Origin of the sequence: Psychrobacter pocilloporae (assembly GCF_029872915.1) — a bacterium.
Classification (GTDB): domain Bacteria; phylum Pseudomonadota; class Gammaproteobacteria; order Pseudomonadales; family Moraxellaceae; genus Psychrobacter; species Psychrobacter pacificensis.
Map to the genome: position 1 here is coordinate 2956147 of NZ_PGFT01000001.1, position 18884 is coordinate 2975030.

The window sequence follows — 18884 nt, forward strand, 5'->3', positions numbered from 1 at the left end:
AAACAGACGGCTAAAAGTGCTCAAAAAGTATGTTTTAGCAAAGCAATGATCACACGTAACAGAGAAAACCCAACCTGTGTCATTCTGTTTTGATTTATTGTGCTAATCGTAATTGTTGAACAATTTAACCAGCCTAAATCTGTCAAGACTGAGCAAACATGTTAATATAATGGCACATTTTCACCACTTCTAAACGATTCTTTGACCACTGACCCACTTATTATTAGATAAATATGACAGCTGGTGTGTGGTGACAGAATAAATAAAACAAGAGAGATAAAATTATGTCAGACCTTATTGTTAATACTACCGACACAAACTTTGACCAAGACGTTCTAGAATCAGATCTTCCTGTATTGGTAGATTTTTGGGCAACTTGGTGTGGTCCTTGTAAAGCGATTGCGCCTATTTTAGAAGATTTAGCGACTGAGTACCAAGGTAAAGTTAAGATCGTTAAAGTTGACGTGGATAACAACCCACAAGCAGCGAGCCGTTTTGGTATCCGCAACATCCCAACTTTATTTGTCTTCAAAGACGGCGAAAAAGTAGATTCAGTGATGGGTCTACAGCCAAAAGCTGAATTGGCCAAAGTATTGGACAAGCATTTATAAGTTGAATGTTCTCATTTCAAAGTTTTTTGAATCAATGAGCTAAAGCGATAAAGAAAGCCATTATCTGATAACGATAATGGCTTTTTGCTTGTTTTTTGTGCAAAAAACTTGATTATACGAATTTTTTGGCAAAATTTATTGACAACGCTATTGTGAAGACCGTATAGTCTGCTGACAAGAGAAAACCATCTGTTTTCCTAGTATCTTGTCGCTATTCTCCTCGTGTTTATCAACAAAAACACAATCGTCATTATAAACACCATTGCTAAACGAAATGACTAAACGCAATGACTGATATTGAGTTTTTGACGCAGACTCTTATGTAGCCTTTTTTATTCCTAATTCTTATGACCTTGCATCTAGCGATAGCAATGCGTCTATAAGCAGACATGCAATACCAACACTACATAAGCCATTGCGCTGTACAAATACCTTCTATCATCATATTACTGTCGTTTTACTCACTGTCGTGACTTGTGCTGCTAATGGCATCTCTCATCTGATCAATTGCTAATGACCTATCTATGAATCTAACTGAATTAAAGAAAAAATCAATCTCTGAGCTGTTGGCTATTGCCAAGGAAATGGGTCTTGATAACATGGCGCGTAGCCGTAAACAAGACATTATCTTTGCTATCTTAAAAACCCATGCCCGCAACGGTGAAGCCATCTATGGTGACGGTGTGCTTGAGGTGCTCCCTGATGGTTTTGGCTTTTTACGCTCATCAGAAGGCTCTTATCTAGCAGGTCCTGATGACATCTATGTCAGCCCTAGTCAAATTCGCCGCTTCAGCTTAAAAACGGGCGACAGTATCGCTGGTACGATTCGCCCACCAAAAGATTCTGAGCGTTATTTTGCGTTACTAAAAGTTGGTGAAATCAACTTTGATACGCCAGATCGCTCACGTCATAAGCTGATTTTTGAGAACCTAACACCGCTATTCCCTACTGAGCAGCTAAAGCTTGAGCTTGGTAATGGTACTACCGAAGATCTGACAGGGCGTATCATTGATTTGATCGCACCAATTGGTAAAGGTCAGCGCTCTATTATTGTCGCACCGCCAAAAGCGGGTAAAACGATGTTATTGCAATCTATTGCTCAGTCCATCACTCGCAATAATCCTGAATGCTACTTAATCGTCCTGTTGATTGATGAGCGTCCAGAGGAAGTCACCGAGATGGAGCGTACCGTGCGCGGTGAAGTCGTTGCCTCTACCTTTGATGAGCCACCTCAGCGTCACGTACAAGTGGCTGAGATGGTCATCGAAAAAGCCAAACGTCTGGTCGAGCATAAGCAAGATGTGGTGATTTTATTAGACTCGATCACTCGTCTGGCACGTGCCTATAACACCGTTATACCATCATCAGGCAAAGTATTGACCGGTGGTTTGGATGCCAATGCGCTTGAGCGTCCAAAGCGTTTCTTTGGCGCTGCGCGTAATGTCGAAGAAGGTGGCAGTTTGACGATTATTGCCAGTGCGCTGATTGATACTGGTAGTAAGATGGACAGCGTGATTTTTGAGGAATTCAAAGGGACGGGCAACCAAGAAATCACCCTTGAGCGCGACTTGGCCGAAAAACGTGTCTTCCCTGCAATCAATATCAAAAAATCAGGCACACGCCGCGAAGAGCGCTTGTTGGACGAAGATAAACTACGTAAAGTCTGGATTTTACGTAAACTGCTGCAGCCGATGGATGGCGTCCAAGCTACTGAATTCTTGTTAGATCGTCTCAAAGAAGCGAAAACCAATGACGAGTTCTTTGAGCAAATGAAACGCAAATCACAGAACTAATTTACGCATATTTTTTCCAAGCATGCCATTGTTTGCTTGATATAAAGACTGCCGTTCGGTGGTCTTTTTTATTTCCGATTGCCAAAATACTCGCCTACCTATTTTTGCGCTAAGTACCTCATATAAGCAAGTACCCGTTTTATGATACAGTGCGGCAACATCAATTACATGTCGTTTGCAAAGTTTAGCGTTTTTACTACGACTAACTATCTACTAACCCACTATTATGGCAGACAGTAGGAATACATTTGAAAATATCATGGACATTGTTTTTTTAAAGGTATTATATTTCAAACTTGACGAATAAATAGGTGATAATGTGAAATTTGCTAAGACGATCGCAATGACAGCAATTACGAGCTCAGCACTCATCATGACTGGTTGTAATTCATATGGTGGTATGAGCAATACCGCTAAAGGCGCAACAGCAGGTGCCGCAGCTGGCGCACTTATCAGAAGTAAAGGCGACAGCAAAGACATCGCTCGTGGTGCATTGGCTGGTGCAGCTATTGGCGGCGCTGGTGGTTACATTCTTGATAACAACTAAAAACTTCTACACTGATATTTCTTAATAATGCGTTGAGTCATATCAGATAGAAGATAATAAAAAAGCCTGCAATTGATTGCAGGCTTTTTTATGTCAAATTTTTGCGTGGTTATTGTTGTACTGATAACCCATAGGCGGAGTTGCAAAAAATAATCTTACTTTTAAAGCGCACCACTAAAGGTATCGCAAGATTGTACATTACCGCTCTCTAAGCCCCGCGTGAACCACTCAACACGCTGCTGGCTAGTACCATGCGTAAAGTTATCAGGCGCAACCGCTCTACCACTCGCCTGTGCCAATCGATCATCACCGATTTGACCAGCCGCATTGATGGCTTCATCAATATCACCCGCTTCTAAAAACTGTACACGCTCTTGGTTACGCTGCGCCCAAACGCCAGCAAAGCAATCTGCCTGCAGCTCTTGTAACACTGACAACTTATTGGATTGTGCTTGGGTCACTTGCCGACGGGCTTCATTGACCTGCTGACTAATACCTAGTAGCGTCTGAACATGATGACCCACCTCATGTGCGATAACATAAGCCTGCGCAAAATCCCCCGCTTTACCTTGGTTTTCCTGAGTCCCAGAGCCTTGCTGATCCCCTGCGATACCCAGATTTTGACGCATCTCCACAAAAAATGATGTGTCTAAATAGACCGTTTGATCGCCTGGGCAATAAAAAGGCCCTGTCGCCGCGCTGGCACTACCGCAAGCCGAATTTACTTGACCATTGAACAGAATTAGCGAGGGCTCTTTATAAGTACTACCCGCTTCGTTAAATATCTGATGCCAGACCTCTTCAGTATCCGCCAGCACAACTTTGACAAACTGGGTATCTCGATCGTCACTTATCGCAGGTTCGCTGGAAGTTCCATTACTACCACCACCAGCGATTACCTGACCTGTTTGCAGCGCAGTCATAGGATTTACCCCAAATACCAACCATAAAATGCCTGCGATGATAATACCGCCAATACCACCACCTATCATTTTGCCGCCGCCCGTACTAGAGCGAACATTAGAACTGCCTCGTCTGCCTTGCCATTTCATAGTTTATTCCTCAAATATACGAGATATAATCACTCGTATTGTTCATTATTCATGTTGTACAGTATGCCGCTCAATACGTTGATTTGATTTTTGGTTTGCTCACTCACAAGCAATTTTTCTTAATATAAATAGCGCTAATTATCATGGCTTATTTGTCCCATATTTACTTGTCCCATATTAATGGCGTACTTGTGCCTCATTAGACGAGACAATCGGCTCTAATTTTACTTAACTAAACACCATACATACGTTAAATTACAACCAAAAGTAGGACTGCATATTGTGCCGTAACAGTCTAATGTCATTGATTATACGTCGATTAATCGGGTTTGTTGTATTAAAAATACTATCGAACAGATGAAGTAAAATATTATTTTAAATATTATTGTTACTTAATTGTACAACCCTATTTCCATTTTCATATAAAACATATAGAATGCGTGGAAGCTGAGTAGCTGTAACTAAGACTAATTGAATTCTGAGAAACCTCGGAATTCGTCCTTTGTTGCTGCTACTGCTCATTTCATTTTTCCGGAGAAAACCTTATGAAACTTAAATTACTTGCTCTAGCTGGTATCATGACTGCAACTATGGGCCTAACTGCCTGTGACAGCAACAAAGAAAACGCTGCTGAAGATCTATCTGACGCGCAAGAAGAAGTGCAAGACGCACAAGAAGAGCTAGCTGAAGGCGCTGCTGACGGTGAAGCTATCCCTGCTGATGCTGACGCTGCTGTTGCTGACGCTGAAGCTGACATCGCTGACGCTCAAGTGGCAACTGCTACTGACGAAATGGACGCTGAAGTTCCTGTAGACGGCACTACTACTAGCGTTGACGTAGCTAGCGAAACTGATACTGCTGCTGTTGACGCTTCTGACGAAGTTGTTGTTGAAGAGCCAGCTCAGTAATTTATTGTTCATACAATAAATAAACGGTAATAAAAAAAAGAGAGCCTATGCTCTCTTTTTTTATGCCTGCAATTTATGACAGCTAGTTACCTATAACCATACTTGGTATTTATTGGCTATACAAGGCTATAGCGAAAACAAGCAAGCTGTCATACTCAATAACACACTAAGTATCAAATAAACGCTCATCAACTTTCTGACGAAACTTTTGTCCTGTCTTGAAAGTCACCACGCGGCGCGCGGATACGGCGACAGGCTCTCCTGTTTTAGGGTTACGGCCTGGACGGCTGTTTTTGTCTTTAAGCTCAAAGTTGCCAAAGCCTGAAAGCTTGACCTCTTTGCCATCAATCAAACTATCTGACAGCTCATCAAAAAAGTTCTCCACCAGACAGCGACCTTCTTGGCGTGTCAGATTTAGATGACTCATTAAGTGCTCAATTATGTCAGATTTGGTTAAGGTGCTCACAGTACGACTCCTATGCTATGTCGTGATGTCGAATATCATGGTTTAGCGGTATGAGGGTTAAGTCTAATTATTATAAAGGTTTTTTGAGTAGTTTTTAATAAACTATACATTAAAATCCTTTATTAATAATGACTTAACTTGTTTTACAAGTAAAAGGGTTATAAATAATAGTTTTTACGAATAGCAATGCTCCATAGCCTCATAACTGAAGAGGCTATAGGGCATTGGGTCTTTTAAAGACTAAATATTAGCTGTCACGTAACTGGACTGCGTGTTGATCCGTTAATGCCTGTACAACCTTATCAGTGGCAGTTTTTACAGCTTCATCTGATAGGGTTTGTGTAGCATCTTGCCATACAAGTGCAAACGCCAATGAGCGCTGACCAGTCGGTACTTTATCGCCTTGATACACATCAAATAGCCACAGATCAGTCAACAAATCACCTGCCGCAGCTCGTACCGTTGACTCTAAAGTCTGCAAACTGATATCACTGTCTACTAAAATAGCAATATCACGGCGCACTTGTGGGAACTTGCTAGGCGTCGTAATCGAATGCTGCTCACGAGCAATCGTCAATAGCGGTGCCAGTGACAATTGGGCAACCCATGTCGTTGGCAGATCCAACTGCTTAGCAGTATTTGGATGTAGCTGACCCAACCAACCAACATAGATATCATCGATATATAACTCAGCGCTTTGTCCTGGATGCAGGAAGCTCAGCGCACTACGCTCATAGCGAATACGGGCGCTATCGATCTGCGCTGGTAATAACTGTTCAATATCATGTTTGAGATCATAAAAATCTAAGACGCGGTTTTGATAAGCCTGCTCACTCCATACATCACCCACTGCGACCAATGCAATGCTTGGGGTTTGCACCAAATCACTGATACTTTGTCCAACAAAGCTAAGACCCGTCTCAAAGAAACGTACGCGTGGCTGCTGACGATTCAAGTTATATTGCACGCAAGGCAGTAAACTTGACAGCAAGGTACGACGCATGACCGCCAAATCACTAGAGATAGGGTTTGCCAGTGCCAACACCTCTCCTAGCGCTTCATCATCAAGCAATGCTTCTAATTTTGCATCACTAAAGCTAAAGCTGATGGCTTCCATATAACCGTTATCGACCAGTGCTAGCTTCATCCCATGAGTCAAATCTGCAGTATCGTCATAATCCATGCTGACTTGCAAATATGGCAATACGCTTGGAATATTGTCATAGCCATAGATACGGGCAATTTCTTCGATGAGGTCTTCCTTGATACTCATATCAAAACGGTAAGACGGCGGCTTACAAATCAATGCGTCGTTTTGCTGCTCTACCTCAAAACCTAATTGAGTTAAGATACGTACCATCTCTGATGGCTCGATATCAATACCAATAACATCACGTACTTTCGCGATTGGCAATGTAATCGGTTCGCGTGCTGGCAGATGCTCAAGGTTTTCGGCCGTGACTATTTGACCTGCTTCGCCGCCCGTGATGCTTGTGATCAAGTCACAAGCTCGTGCCAAGGCAAGTTCCGGCAATTCAAAATCGACCCCACGCTCAAAACGCTGTGATGCATCGGTATGCAATCCAAAACGGCGTGCGCGCGCAGCGATAGCCAGTTGATTAAAGAAAGCGCTTTCTACCACGATATTGGTCGTACTATCGGTGACACTGCTACGCTGACCACCCATAATGCCAGCCAGTGCCAAGGCACCTTTGTCATCAGCAATCACAAGCTCATCACCGGTTAGCGTAACCGTTTGCTCGTTGAGCAAAGTAATGGTTTCATCAGGCTGTGCCAAACGCACAACGATATCACCTTCGATGGTATCGGCATCAAAAGCGTGTAGCGGTTGCCCCAATTCCATCAAAACATAATTGGTCACATCGACCAAGAAGTTGTGTGAACGTAGTCCTGACTGTACCAATGCATCTTGCATCCATTTTGGAGTATCGATGCTACGATCAATATTGCTAATCGATTGCAACAGATAGCGAGGGCACGCCTCTACCGCATCAACAGTTACAGCGGGCGTTGCACCATTATCAGAAGCGACTACATAGTCAGGAATCTCTGGCAACTGTACAGGCAAGTCATTGATGACTGAAATCTCGCGAGCGATACCGCGAACGCTAAAGCAATCACCACGGTTTGGGGTGATAGAGATATCTAATATCTGATTATCTAGACCTAAATACTCACGGATATCGGTACCAACTGGTGCATCTTCAGGCAACTCAAGCAGTCCATCTATATCATCTACCAAGTCAATTTCAGAGGCGCCGCATAGCATGCCGTTTGAGGCAACACCGCGTAGCTTGCTTTTCTTAATCTTAAAACCTTTTGCGTCATCGCTTGGTAGTATCGCACCAACGGTAGCAACCGGTGCTTTCATACCGACGGTCACATTAGGTGCGCCGCAGACAATTTGCAGCGGCTCAGCGTCGCCAATATTTACCTGCGTGACACGCAGTTTGTCTGCATCTGGATGCTGCTCAACGCTGATAACTTCACCGATGACCACACCGCTAAATGCACGGGCAACTGCGTAACGGTCATCAATCTCAAGCCCTGCCATCGTCAGCTGTTCAGCCAACTGTTCGCTGGTATTTTGGGGATTTACCCATTGACGTAGCCACTGTTCGCTAATTTTCATAAATATCTCGGATCAGAATTTTATAATAAAGATGTTGGAGTAAAGCTTGGCAAATTAACTTGTTGTATTAACAAGGAGCACTTTTATATCAACAAAAGCACGTTAGCCAAATTGCTTTAAGAAGCGCACGTCATTTTGGAAAAACAAACGTAAGTCATCAATACCGTAATACAACATCGCAAAGCGCTCGATACCCATCCCAAATGCAAAGCCTGTGTATTTGTCGCTATCAATACCGCAATTGGTCAATACTTGTGGATGTACCATACCGCAGCCCATCACTTCAAGCCATTTGCCGTTATCATCTAAGATATCTACTTCTGCAGACGGCTCAGTGAATGGGAAAAATGAAGGACGGAAACGTACGGTCAGCTCTTTGGCAAAAAATGCTTCTAGAAACTCACTAATCAGACCTTTTAGCTCAGCAAAAGTGCTCGACTCTGTGACCATAAGGCCTTCTAACTGATGGAACATCGGTGAATGGGTTTGGTCTGAGTCGTTACGATAAACACGGCCTGGGCAGATAATACGAATCGGCGGATCGTTCTTTTCCATGGTACGAATCTGCACTGGGCTGGTATGCGTACGCAGTAGATAATGCGCATCGAAATAGAATGTATCATGCATCGCGCGTGCAGGATGGTGCGACGGGATATTCAACGCTTCAAAGTTATAGTAATCGCTCTCAACTTCAGGGCCGGTGGCAACATTGAAGCCCGCTTGAATAAAGTACTGCTGCATACGCTGAGTAATCATCGTTACTGGATGCAGATGACCTTTTTGACCACCGCGAGCTGGCAACGTAATATCAATGCTCTCTGCTTCTAGCTTGGCGTTGAGCGCGGCGACTTCTAACTGCTGCTGTTGATCGCTCAGCGCTTGCTGAATGCGGCTACGCACCTCGTGCAACCAGCCACCGTAGGTTTTTTTATCATCAGCATCGAGTTTGCCCATCTGCTTTGACCAGCCCGTCAATGGGCTTTTTTTGCCAGTCAATTGCACACGCAAGTCTTGCAAGGTACGCGCATCAGTTACTTGTAGAATCAAAGCTTCAGCAGCACTCGCAAAGTCGGTAAGCTGAGCTTCATTGAGCTCGTTTAGCTCTGAAGACAAGGTCGGTAGCGCCGACAAGTCGTTGGTAGCAGCAGGGTTAGTCATAAGACGCATTATTCCTGATTTGAACGGACTATTAATTGTAGGGGTTTGACCAAATATTGCAAACCATTTATCCCGTTATCTTCATAAAGATAAGTGGTCTAAAAGGCTTGAATATTTAGACAGATAAAGAGCAGGTGCTGGTATCCACTCAGACTAAGTAAATACACCATAATTTAAAATAAAAAAAGCCACCGACCAGCGGTAGCTTTTATTAATATCGTACTATTAATCAATATTAGTTCTATTCGTTTAGACGCTTACTTAGATAAATTTTATATCTACTTAATCTCTAAAGAGTAGTTAATATTTATGCTAGTTCCGCTTTTGCTTTTTCGACCAATGCTGTGAAAGTCGCTGCATCATGCATAGCGATGTCTGCTAGAACGCGACGATCGATTGCGATGTTTGCTTTTTTCAAGCCATTGATAAAGCGGCTATAGCTTAAGCCGTTTAAGCGTGCACCAGCATTGATACGTGCAATCCAAAGACGACGGAAAGTACGTTTTTTGTTGCGACGGTCACGATAAGCATATTGACCAGCTTTGGTCACTGCCTGTACCGCTACGCGGTAAACACGTGAACGGGCACCGTAGTAGCCTTTTGCGCGTTTTAAGATTTTTTTGTGACGGCGATTTGCCTGTACACCACGTTTTACACGGGCCATAATTTACTCCAAGATTTTGTAATCACTGTTAAGCGAGTGATGATGCTGTCAAATAACAAACATCATTGTCAGATTGCAAAGTCAACTATCATTTCATCAGATAGTTTTCAATCAAAGATAGATGACAGTAGGCTATTAGATGTATGGGCACATACGACGAATGGCTGCTTCGTCAGATTTATGTACCAACTTAAGACCACGCAACTGGCGAATACGCTTAGGTGATTTCTTGGTCAAAATATGGCTTTTGAATGCTTGTTTACGTTTAAAGCCGTTTGCTGTTTTTTTGAAGCGTTTAGCGGCACCGCTTCTGGTTTTCATCTTAACTTTCATGATGATTTGCCTCTTTTTCTGTTTTAGAACCTGGTCGTCAAATAGTCATACCGAATAATCGCTATATAAATAACCACTAAACCTCTATTTGCCTCGAGGTGGGAGGCGGTATTTTAGCAGATAGTGCCTTGTTTTGCCAAGTAAAGTTTTGGCTAACCTTTACTTGGCAATAAAGACCGTTAGCCAGCATGAGTAGCGCTACAGCGCAGCTCTTAAAAACCTCATAAAAATGGTCAATTTTCATCCAAATAGATTGAATGTCAGCTGAAGCTGTGCTTAAGTAGATACTTAAGTTACATCATAATATGAGTGTCATGAAAGCACACTCATTTATTAAGTGTATACAGCCTTTTATTTGTTCATCATTATTATGATTCTGCCAACCTATCGCATGATAAGTAGCATAATTGTTTGCCACCACTTTAGGAGATAGTGTGTCAAAGCAAGAGTTGGTATTTGAGGATTATTTATTTGTTTTTGAGACAGTGATGCGCGTGCGTCATACCGAAATCGACTTGGGACAGCATGTGACCATCGAATCTCTGACTGCCCTTCTGTCCGAAGCGCGACTAAGGTTTCTACACGCTAAAGGTATTAAAGAAATCAATTCAGATAACCAGGGCTTAATTATTGATACATTGCAGTTGGTTATTTTGAGTCGTATACGAGTATGCGAAGAGCTTTTGTTTGAAGTCGGTGTTGAGCCAATATATGATAATGGCGGTAGCATCGTGATAAAGATCACACGTATGCACACAGGTGAAGTGGTCGCCAAAGCAAGACAACATTTTAGGAATTATGATTTTAATCTCAATAAAGTGATTAAGCTCGATAACACGACCAAAGAGGCTCTATATCCTCATTTATTTAGGCTGTAAAATAGCGAGTCAATATCACCTTTCTCATTTTAATGCTCGCGCAGCTTTCATATGACATCATATTTCAGAGCATTTTAGACAATCTCCTCGCTCCAATCATAAGTAGTATAATTACTTATTGATATTTTTACTCTCTAACTATAAGACGACACATACATTATGACTCTACCTGCTTGGCTGACTGCCGTAACTTTTAATGCTGATGGTTTGATTCCTGCAATTGCTCAAGATCACAAGTCAGGCCGTATTTTGATGATGGCTTGGATGAATGCAGACGCATTACAGCTCACCGTACAAACGCAGACCGCGGTTTATTTTTCGCGTTCGCGTGGCAAATTGTGGCACAAAGGCGAATCATCAGGTCATACGCAAACCGTCCACGATATTCGTCTAGACTGTGACGCAGACGTGATTGTGCTAAGCGTGACTCAAGCGGGCGGTATTGCTTGTCATACAGGCCGTGAGTCTTGTTTTTATCAGCGTTTAGATCTATCAGGCCAAACACCTGAATGGCAGACAGTCGATAAAGTATTGAAAGACCCTGCGGATATTTATCATTCTGATAAATCTGCTAGCACCAATGCTGAAAACGAAAATGCTAGCGCGACCATCGACTCTAATAACACTCAAGCGCAAGTCGATAAAGGCTCTGTGCTACAACAGCTCGATCAGGTATTGGCAGAGCGCAAACAAGCCGATGCCGACAGCTCTTATGTCGCCAGCCTATACGCCAAAGGCTTGAATAAAATATTAGAAAAAGTCGGTGAAGAGAGTACAGAGAGCATCATTGCTGCCAAAGATTTTGCTCACTGTGATGAAAATAAAGACAAAGCTGCTTTTGAGGCGGCGCGCCACGAGCTGATCTATGAAGTGGCAGATGTCTGGTTCCATACTTTAGTCGGACTGGCATGGTTTGACATAGAGTCAGACGCTGTACTAAATGAGCTAGGTAGACGGTTTGGCTTATCAGGTATCGACGAAAAAGCGGCTAGATAGTTATTAAGATACAAAAAAAAGCATCGACCCTGTTTGATTATTGTTGATTTCACCTATTTGTAATAACTGCAGGTTATAATATAGCTCTGTTTTATCTCGAATTATATGTGATGCTTTTTTTGATACATAACTTTTTTATCAATTCAAAGCAGGCTTTATCAACACAAAGCAGACATATGAAGACTGAAAACTAAGTCACAAAACCAGGTCACAAGGATACCATTATGGGTAGTTTTTCTATTACGCATTGGCTGATACTATTGGTCGTCGTCGTTGTCGTATTTGGCACTGCAAAACTAAAAAACGCGGGCAAAGATTTGGGCGGTGCGGTTAAAGGCTTTAAAGAAGCGGTCAAAGATGAAAATACAGAGCATGCCAAAAAACGCGTGGTGCTTGACCATGATGGCACGGCCCATACCGACGAGCGCCCAGCAACCACTAAGGTTGATGACAAGCATAATGTATAGCATCTAGACAGTGATAGCGGACCATTATGTTTGATATCGGGTTTTCTGAACTACTTCTCTTTGGCGTAATCGCCCTAATCGTCTTGGGCCCAGAAAAACTGCCACAGGCAGCGCGTACGGCTGGGCAATGGTATGCCAAAATTCGCCGCACCGTCTCCACATTACAGTCTGAAATAGAGGCCGAGCTAGACTTGGCTGAGACACGCCAACAAATGCAAAAAGAGCTGGCCAAAATTCGTCAAACCGAAGCCGATATGAGGCGTGAGATGGCGGAGATGCGCGGCAATATGAAGGCTTTTGAAAGCTCACAAAACCATTCTCTAAAAGCATCAAATGAAGCGGTAGCGAGTGATAGAAATAACAAAGCTGACGACACAAAAAATCATCAGCAATCAGCCATACCAAAAGCATTCGACTACTCTTATGCAACTGACGAGCCACAAGATACTTTAGAGAAAGGTCAGTTATCAAAGCACGGTAACAGCAACGATGATAGTGATATGGCCGCGCCCGTTACTCAAATCCTTAATACCCGACCGTGGGAAAATATGTGGTTCCGTTTGGGTGCTTACGATAAAGCTCGTCGCCTCCCAATGCCACCTTATCTACCGAACTATAAAGCCGATACCTTACTAAATAGCTCGGTAAGTACGCAGACTTCTGATAATAAGCAGGGGACTGACTGATGCAACTACTCAAACGCAAAAAAAGCCGCCAAGAAAAACTCACTGATTCAGATATTCCTGCTTTAAATGGCATTAATCAAGACGGTAAAGCAACAACTGATAGCACTCAAAATGAATCATCAGAGGATGTTTTAAGCGCATTGGGCGATATGCCTATCACTGAGCATTTGATTGAACTACGCCGCCATCTAATCAAAATGTGCGTGGCTGTTTTGATCATATTTTTGGGGTTGGTCGGTTACTCACGTGAGCTGTATAACTTTTTATCGGATCCATTGGTGGCACAGTTGCCTGCCAATTCGACTATGATTGCCACAGATATCACCTCGAACTTTATGGCACCGATACGTTTGACGGTCTTCGTTGCTGCCTTTTTGGCGATGCCTTATATTCTTTATCAGATATGGTCATTTGTTGCGCCAGGTTTATATAAAAAAGAAAAGAGAATCGCTATCCCAGTGCTGCTGTCTTCTATATTTTTGTTTTATGCAGGTGTGGCGTTTTCTTATTTTATTGTGCTCAAAGGGGTCTTAAAGTTTTTTATTCTATTTGCCCCGCAAAACGTACTACCGATGACCGATATCGACAGTTATCTGAGTTTTGCTTTAAAGCTATTTATGGTGTTTGGCTTGACCTTTGAGATTCCAGTTGTGACCTTGCTATTGATATTGGCAGGGATTGTCTCCATTCAGAGTCTAGAGGAAAAGCGTCGTTATATCATTGTGGGCTGTTTTGCTGTGGCTGCCGTGGTCACGCCACCTGACGGGGTATCCATGCTGATGCTAGCAATCCCGATGTGGTTACTGTTTGAGCTTGGGTTATTTTTGGCAAAAATCTTGATCAAAGAAGAACCTAGTACTGACCTGATATCAACAATCAAAGAATAAAGCATTTACCCGTCTGACTTATCTTGTTTTCTTCTTGCCCCACGCGTAAGCTTAGTGCTTATTGTCACGATTGAGTACCACCATCTATGAGCCATTGTTTATCCAGTGGCTTTTTTTGCCCCTTGTGTTTTTAATCACTTCTTGTATTTAGGTAGCTTTATTATGTCCGCATCGATGCCAGCTTATATGAGCGATCCCACTGATGAGCAGCTCGCCGCGCTGAATATGGCGATGGACCAAAAATCATTTAAAGTGGTGGCGTACGCAGGCGCTGGTAAGACCACAACGCTCAAGCTAATCGGTGAGCGTTTGCGAGGTCGCGGACTGTATCTGGCCTTTAACAAAGCGATTGCCAATGATGCTCGTTCAAAGTTTCCACCACATGTCGAGTGCCGTACTTTTCACTCATTAGCTTATCGTCATGTTGCTCGTGATATTACCGCCAAGCTGTCTTTGCCGCGCTTTTCACCTAAGCGCCTCGGTGATGATTTGGGCTTGCAACCTGTGCAAGTGCGTCGGCAAATGGATGGGGTTAATAAATACATTACGCTGACACCAGCACGGTTGTCTCGATTCGTCAGTGACGCAGTAAGTAATTTTTGTAGTACACATGCCAGCTACCCTGCGCCAAGGCACATACTGTTTCCAAGCTGGCTCGATGATTCAGACGCCGAGCAATTACGCGAGATGCTCTACCCTGCCGTTGAACAGCGCTGGCTACAGTCGATCGATGCGCGTCATCCTGCGGGCATCGGGCATGATATTTATCTCAAGCTGTGGGCATTGTCCAAGCCGAGCATCCCTGCGGACTTTATTTTATTTGATGAGGCGCAAGATGCTGATCCATTGATGATGGGTATCTTGACCCAGCAGTCGAGACAAGTTATCTATGTGGGCGACGCGCACCAGCAGATTTATGAATGGCGCGGCGCTGTGAATGCAATGAAAAAGCTGCCGCTACCGCAGACATTATTGACACAGTCTTTTCGCTTTGGTGAGCCGATTGCAGAAGTGGCAAATACTCTATTAAAAGCACTACAAGAAGACGTGCCGCTAAAAGGCAATCCAAACAAACAGTCTTCTACTGATAAAGGTATGGTACACAGTAAAAAAGACGCCATTTTATGCCGTACCAATGCTGCGGCGATGTCGCAATTACTCACAGGGTTAAAGCACGGGCACCGTGTAGCGCTACAAGCAGATACTGATCGCATGCTCAAATTCTGCCAGGCAGCTGAAAACTTAAAAAATGGTAAATCGGCTTATGGTGTACCCGAGCTCGCTTATTTTTATAATTGGGGCGATGTACAAGAGTACGCTGAAACCAATGAAGGCAGTGATCTTAAAACACTGGTCAAACTGGTCGATGATCACGGCACTAATGTACTAAGCCAAGCGGTCAATAGTCTCACCAGTATCGAAAATGCGGATTATGTCATCTCTACCGCGCATAAGGCCAAAGGGCTTGAGTGGGGCAAAGTACAACTAGATGATGATTTTTACTACGATGTGACGACCAATGCGGTCAAGATAAGTCCAGAAGAGCTGCGCTTGCTTTATGTCGCTTGTACGCGGGCGCAGAGTAATCTAGATATTCATAATATTAAAGACTTGATATCAGGATTGCAGACAGGGAAAAAAGTGATTTTTGGCAATACTTAACCACTTTTTTGGTTGCCAACCTAACGCCTCAATCCACTTCACATTATAACGACCTTTTAACAGCGCATCACAAGTATGAATAATATTCAGCAACACCAAGCACATCAAAATACCATGCATCAGTTATTTGCCAATCCCGTCCGCCTCCTCGCCCCCATGGAGGGCTTGACCGATCCACTGATGCGCCAAATTTTAACGCAAATTGCAGCAGACTTAGGTCGTCCCTATGATTGGTCAGTCAGTGAATTTATTCGTATCACCCAGCATGTCTTGCCAGCCCATGTGTTTTATAAATACGCACCAGAGTTACATCACAATGCCAAAACCGCCTCCGGCACGCCCATTCATGTGCAGCTTTTGGGTAGCGACGCGCAGCTGATGGCAGAAAACGCCACTTATGCTGCCGAGCTTGGCGCGCCTGCGATTGATATCAATTTTGGTTGCCCTGCTAAGACCGTTAATAGCCATCGCGGCGGCTCGGTGCTGCTTGATGAACCCGAAACCATGTATCAGATTATCAGTGCGGTACGTGAAGCCGTTCCTGCTCATATTCCTGTCTCGGCCAAGATTCGCTTGGGCTATACCGACACCTCGCGCATGGATGATATTCGCGGCGCGATTGCTGCTAGTGGCGCTGATTGGCTCACTATCCATGCACGCACCAAAACCCAAGGTTATAAGCCGCCTGCCTATTGGGACAAAATCCAAAGTTTTAATGCACTTGATATTCCTGTGATTGCCAATGGCGAGATATGGAGCGCAGCGCAAGCAAATGACTGTATGACTCAGGCAGGCACGTCACATCTCATGTTAGGTCGCGGCGCAGTCACACGACCTGATTTGGTTGCGCAAGTCGATAACCATACTGAAAATCATGATGACAGCGGAAAAAACACGGCAACCTTGCTATGGCAAGATTTGATCGCCCATCAAGTTAAGTTTTTGGAAGGCGCAGCAAAGAACGATGTGGTATTGGTTGGGCGTTATAAACAGTGGTTAGGGATGCTCACCAAAGGCTATGCTGAGGCGCAAACAGTGTGGGAAAGTATCAAGCGAGAGAAAAACAAAGCGGTGATTATCAATGCACTACAAGCAAGCGTACAATAATAATCACCTGATCATATGTGGTCTACTTAGTAAATATAGACGGGTAACGCTATACACTGACTCGTATCGCCAGATAAAATAGCATCAGACAGCATGCCATTGATAATACCCAAAGGATAGAGCGAAACGTCGATAAGTTGGTGATATAAGCGGTGCAATAACCAATCCGAATGATCACATATAGCCAAGCCAATACGTTGATAATCGATTGTGGTACAAAGAACAGCATAGCCACCAGCACTGCCGCCAAAAACACTGGCAGAGTTTCATAGCTATTTTGCTGCGCAGCATTGGCACGTGCCGCCATTCCAGTTGTGTGCTGAAAAAAATCGCGAGGATGTGCATTATTTATGACCCTAAAGCCGCCAGATACTTTTGCAATTATTGATACAGCCCAAGGCAATAAGCTCGCTACCACCATCGCCAAAATGGCAGACGCAACTTTATCAGAAACCAAGTCAAAAAATGCACTGATCATTATATAAGTCCTTAGCCTGCAATCACTTCGAAATCATGGGTAATATTGACCCCACCTGCGACCAGCATGCGACTGGCTGAGCAGTATTTTTCTGCGGATAAATGAATGGCCTTTTCGACCTGTTTGTCTTTAATGTCTTGACCAGTGACCACAAAATGCAGATGAATATCGGTATAAACAGCTGGTACAGTTTCGGCGCGCTTGGCGGTCAGCTCACAGCGTACATCCGTGACATCTTGACGCGACTTTTGGAGGATTGACACCACATCGTAGCTGGCACAACCACCCAGCCCTAGTAAGACTAGCTCCATTGGGCTTGAGCCTTTTTCTTTGTCCGCATCGATTTGTACATTGTGCCCTGACGGTGACACGCCCATGAACGCTTTGTTCTCTTGCCATGTGACGCTTGCTTTTGATTCTGACATTGTAAATGTTCCTTACTGTAATTGGCATAAGCCTATTTTTATTGTTTGAAATATATGCAGCTTGGCTAGTGTAGCATAAGCCAAAGCAAGATTTGATAAAGCCATTGTTTGGCTATGGTGTCGTGAGAAAACAATTTCTTGGTTTTACTCTCTTCTTCAATAAATGATTTGAGCACTATGAAGCTATCGTTACTCGCATCGATATTTATCAAATTTTTATTTGAAAAACCTACAAAAGTCTGTTTATAAATAATTGATTTTAAAAGGTAAAACTCGTGAAACATTTTATAGCAAAATACTGTTACACATTCTGCTTGTTTCTTGGTTTAATAACGGTAATGAATCTTGTTTTTAGCTGATATTGATAACCATCACCTTATAATAATTATGATTGCTATCGCAGTATCAGATGAAAACAGGCTATTTTTAAACAAATTAAAAAGGTTTAGTCATGATAGATGCAGACGGCTTTCGCGCCAATGTCGGCATCATCTTGGCAAATACACAAGGGCAGGTTCTGTGGGCAAAACGTATTGGTCACAACGCTTGGCAATTTCCGCAGGGTGGTATCGACCGCGGGGAGACGCCGATGGATGCAATGTATCGCGAGCTCTGGGAAGAGGTCGGTTTACACCCGCGTCATGTGGAGCTACTGGCAGTCACTCAAGACTGGCTGCGCTATCGTCTGCCAAAACGTTACGTACGCCATGGCCAGCACCCCTTATGTATTGGGCAAAAACAAAAATGGTTTTTGCTACGCTTAGATGAGCCAAATACCCAACATATCCGCTTTGATGAAGGGAAACCTGAATTTGACCATTGGCAATGGGTCAGCTACTGGTATCCACTCGGACAAGTGATTCACTTCAAACGAGGCGTGTATCGTCGCGCCCTACAAGAGCTGGTACGTGAGCTACCCTTAAAGCAAGAGCTGATCTTGCCTGAGCAAAGCAATCATTTGATCCAGTCTTAATCAGTAAAACGTACTTTTATTGTTTGTCATATTACAAAAAGCCTGTATCCAGTGATGCAGGCTTTTTTGTGTGAATGTTTTTAATAATGATGTATAGGTTCTCGTGAAATCAGTAGAAGTTATCACTGACATTGAATAAT

General features: G+C 43.4%; 20 protein-coding genes. 12 read left to right on the forward strand and 8 right to left on the reverse strand.

Translation table 11 applies throughout. The features are described from left to right. Positions 1–284: 284 nt before the first annotated feature. From trxA to CUR83_RS12630, 3 genes are all read left to right on the forward strand, one after another. Entirely contained in the window at positions 285–611 is a 327-nt protein-coding gene (trxA, locus tag CUR83_RS12620) for a thioredoxin (RefSeq protein WP_058023544.1), read from the forward strand. Between the two features lie 524 nt (positions 612–1135). Continuing rightward, positions 1136–2404: a transcription termination factor Rho gene (rho, locus tag CUR83_RS12625; protein WP_058023543.1), complete on the forward strand. Its 1269-nt coding sequence runs from the start codon at positions 1136–1138 to the stop codon at positions 2402–2404. Between the two features lie 343 nt (positions 2405–2747). Next, the gene (locus CUR83_RS12630) at positions 2748–2951 is read left to right on the forward strand and encodes a glycine zipper 2TM domain-containing protein (protein ID WP_227517137.1); all 204 of its coding nucleotides are present in this window, start codon (positions 2748–2750) and stop codon (positions 2949–2951) included. Between the two features lie 161 nt (positions 2952–3112). Here CUR83_RS12630 and ypfJ read toward each other — a convergent pair whose 3' ends face one another. Further along, the gene (ypfJ, locus tag CUR83_RS12635; RefSeq protein WP_071002832.1) at positions 3113–4003 is read right to left on the reverse strand and encodes a KPN_02809 family neutral zinc metallopeptidase; all 891 of its coding nucleotides are present in this window, start codon (positions 4001–4003) and stop codon (positions 3113–3115) included. A 545-nt stretch (positions 4004–4548) separates the two neighbouring features. Between ypfJ and CUR83_RS12640 the strand changes: the two genes are divergently transcribed. After that, entirely contained in the window at positions 4549–4911 is a 363-nt protein-coding gene (locus tag CUR83_RS12640) for a hypothetical protein (protein WP_071002831.1), read from the forward strand. A 166-nt stretch (positions 4912–5077) separates the two neighbouring features. Here the strand turns inward: CUR83_RS12640 and CUR83_RS12645 are convergent, their stop codons facing one another. From CUR83_RS12645 to rpmI, 5 genes are all read right to left on the reverse strand, one after another. Continuing rightward, complete coding sequence (locus CUR83_RS12645) at positions 5078–5377, reverse strand: integration host factor subunit alpha (protein ID WP_186474946.1); 300 nt, start codon at positions 5375–5377, stop codon at positions 5078–5080. A gap of 247 nt (positions 5378–5624) precedes the next feature. Beyond that, positions 5625–8030 (reverse strand): phenylalanine--tRNA ligase subunit beta, encoded by a 2406-nt coding sequence (gene pheT / locus CUR83_RS12650; RefSeq protein WP_186474947.1) that lies wholly within the window; start codon positions 8028–8030, stop codon positions 5625–5627. 102 nt (positions 8031–8132) lie between these two features. After that, positions 8133–9188, reverse strand: coding sequence for a phenylalanine--tRNA ligase subunit alpha (gene pheS, locus CUR83_RS12655; protein ID WP_093071232.1), 1056 nt, complete (start codon positions 9186–9188; stop codon positions 8133–8135). Between the two features lie 307 nt (positions 9189–9495). Continuing rightward, positions 9496–9852 (reverse strand): 50S ribosomal protein L20, encoded by a 357-nt coding sequence (gene rplT, locus CUR83_RS12660; protein WP_071002829.1) that lies wholly within the window; start codon positions 9850–9852, stop codon positions 9496–9498. 135 nt (positions 9853–9987) lie between these two features. Further along, a complete protein-coding gene (rpmI, locus tag CUR83_RS12665) occupies positions 9988–10185 on the reverse strand; it encodes a 50S ribosomal protein L35 (protein ID WP_058023536.1) in 198 nt (65 codons plus the stop codon). Positions 10186–10619: 434 nt separating this feature from the next. Here rpmI and CUR83_RS12670 point away from each other — a divergent pair, with 434 nt between their 5' ends. The 7 genes from CUR83_RS12670 (at position 10620) to CUR83_RS12700 (ending at position 16868) form a co-directional block, all read left to right on the forward strand. Beyond that, positions 10620–11063 carry a thioesterase family protein gene (locus tag CUR83_RS12670; RefSeq protein WP_093071233.1) on the forward strand — a complete coding sequence of 148 codons (444 nt, stop codon included), beginning with the start codon at positions 10620–10622 and terminating at the stop codon, positions 11061–11063. 159 nt (positions 11064–11222) lie between these two features. After that, complete coding sequence (gene hisIE, locus CUR83_RS12675) at positions 11223–12059, forward strand: bifunctional phosphoribosyl-AMP cyclohydrolase/phosphoribosyl-ATP diphosphatase HisIE (RefSeq protein ID WP_093071234.1); 837 nt, start codon at positions 11223–11225, stop codon at positions 12057–12059. Positions 12060–12283: 224 nt separating this feature from the next. Continuing rightward, a complete protein-coding gene (gene tatA, locus CUR83_RS12680) occupies positions 12284–12526 on the forward strand; it encodes a Sec-independent protein translocase subunit TatA (RefSeq protein ID WP_075106429.1) in 243 nt (80 codons plus the stop codon). A gap of 26 nt (positions 12527–12552) precedes the next feature. Then, complete coding sequence (gene tatB / locus CUR83_RS12685; protein ID WP_093071235.1) at positions 12553–13212, forward strand: Sec-independent protein translocase protein TatB; 660 nt, start codon at positions 12553–12555, stop codon at positions 13210–13212. Next, complete coding sequence (gene tatC, locus CUR83_RS12690; protein ID WP_093071236.1) at positions 13212–14099, forward strand: twin-arginine translocase subunit TatC; 888 nt, start codon at positions 13212–13214, stop codon at positions 14097–14099. Before tatB ends, tatC begins: the two co-directional genes overlap by 1 nt. A 162-nt stretch (positions 14100–14261) precedes the next feature. After that, positions 14262–15761 (forward strand): UvrD-helicase domain-containing protein, encoded by a 1500-nt coding sequence (locus CUR83_RS12695; protein ID WP_212564097.1) that lies wholly within the window; start codon positions 14262–14264, stop codon positions 15759–15761. Positions 15762–15836: 75 nt separating this feature from the next. Then, complete coding sequence (locus tag CUR83_RS12700) at positions 15837–16868, forward strand: tRNA dihydrouridine synthase (RefSeq protein WP_284719772.1); 1032 nt, start codon at positions 15837–15839, stop codon at positions 16866–16868. A gap of 49 nt (positions 16869–16917) precedes the next feature. Here CUR83_RS12700 and CUR83_RS12705 read toward each other — a convergent pair whose 3' ends face one another. Both CUR83_RS12705 and CUR83_RS12710 read right to left on the reverse strand, forming a co-directional pair. Further along, positions 16918–17346, reverse strand: coding sequence for an MAPEG family protein (locus CUR83_RS12705; protein WP_379542902.1), 429 nt, complete (start codon positions 17344–17346; stop codon positions 16918–16920). A gap of 11 nt (positions 17347–17357) precedes the next feature. After that, positions 17358–17771: an OsmC family protein gene (locus tag CUR83_RS12710; protein WP_058023529.1), complete on the reverse strand. Its 414-nt coding sequence runs from the start codon at positions 17769–17771 to the stop codon at positions 17358–17360. 451 nt (positions 17772–18222) lie between these two features. Here CUR83_RS12710 and CUR83_RS12715 point away from each other — a divergent pair, with 451 nt between their 5' ends. After that, positions 18223–18744 (forward strand): RNA pyrophosphohydrolase, encoded by a 522-nt coding sequence (locus CUR83_RS12715; RefSeq protein WP_212564095.1) that lies wholly within the window; start codon positions 18223–18225, stop codon positions 18742–18744. The last annotated feature ends 140 nt before the right edge of the window (positions 18745–18884 follow it).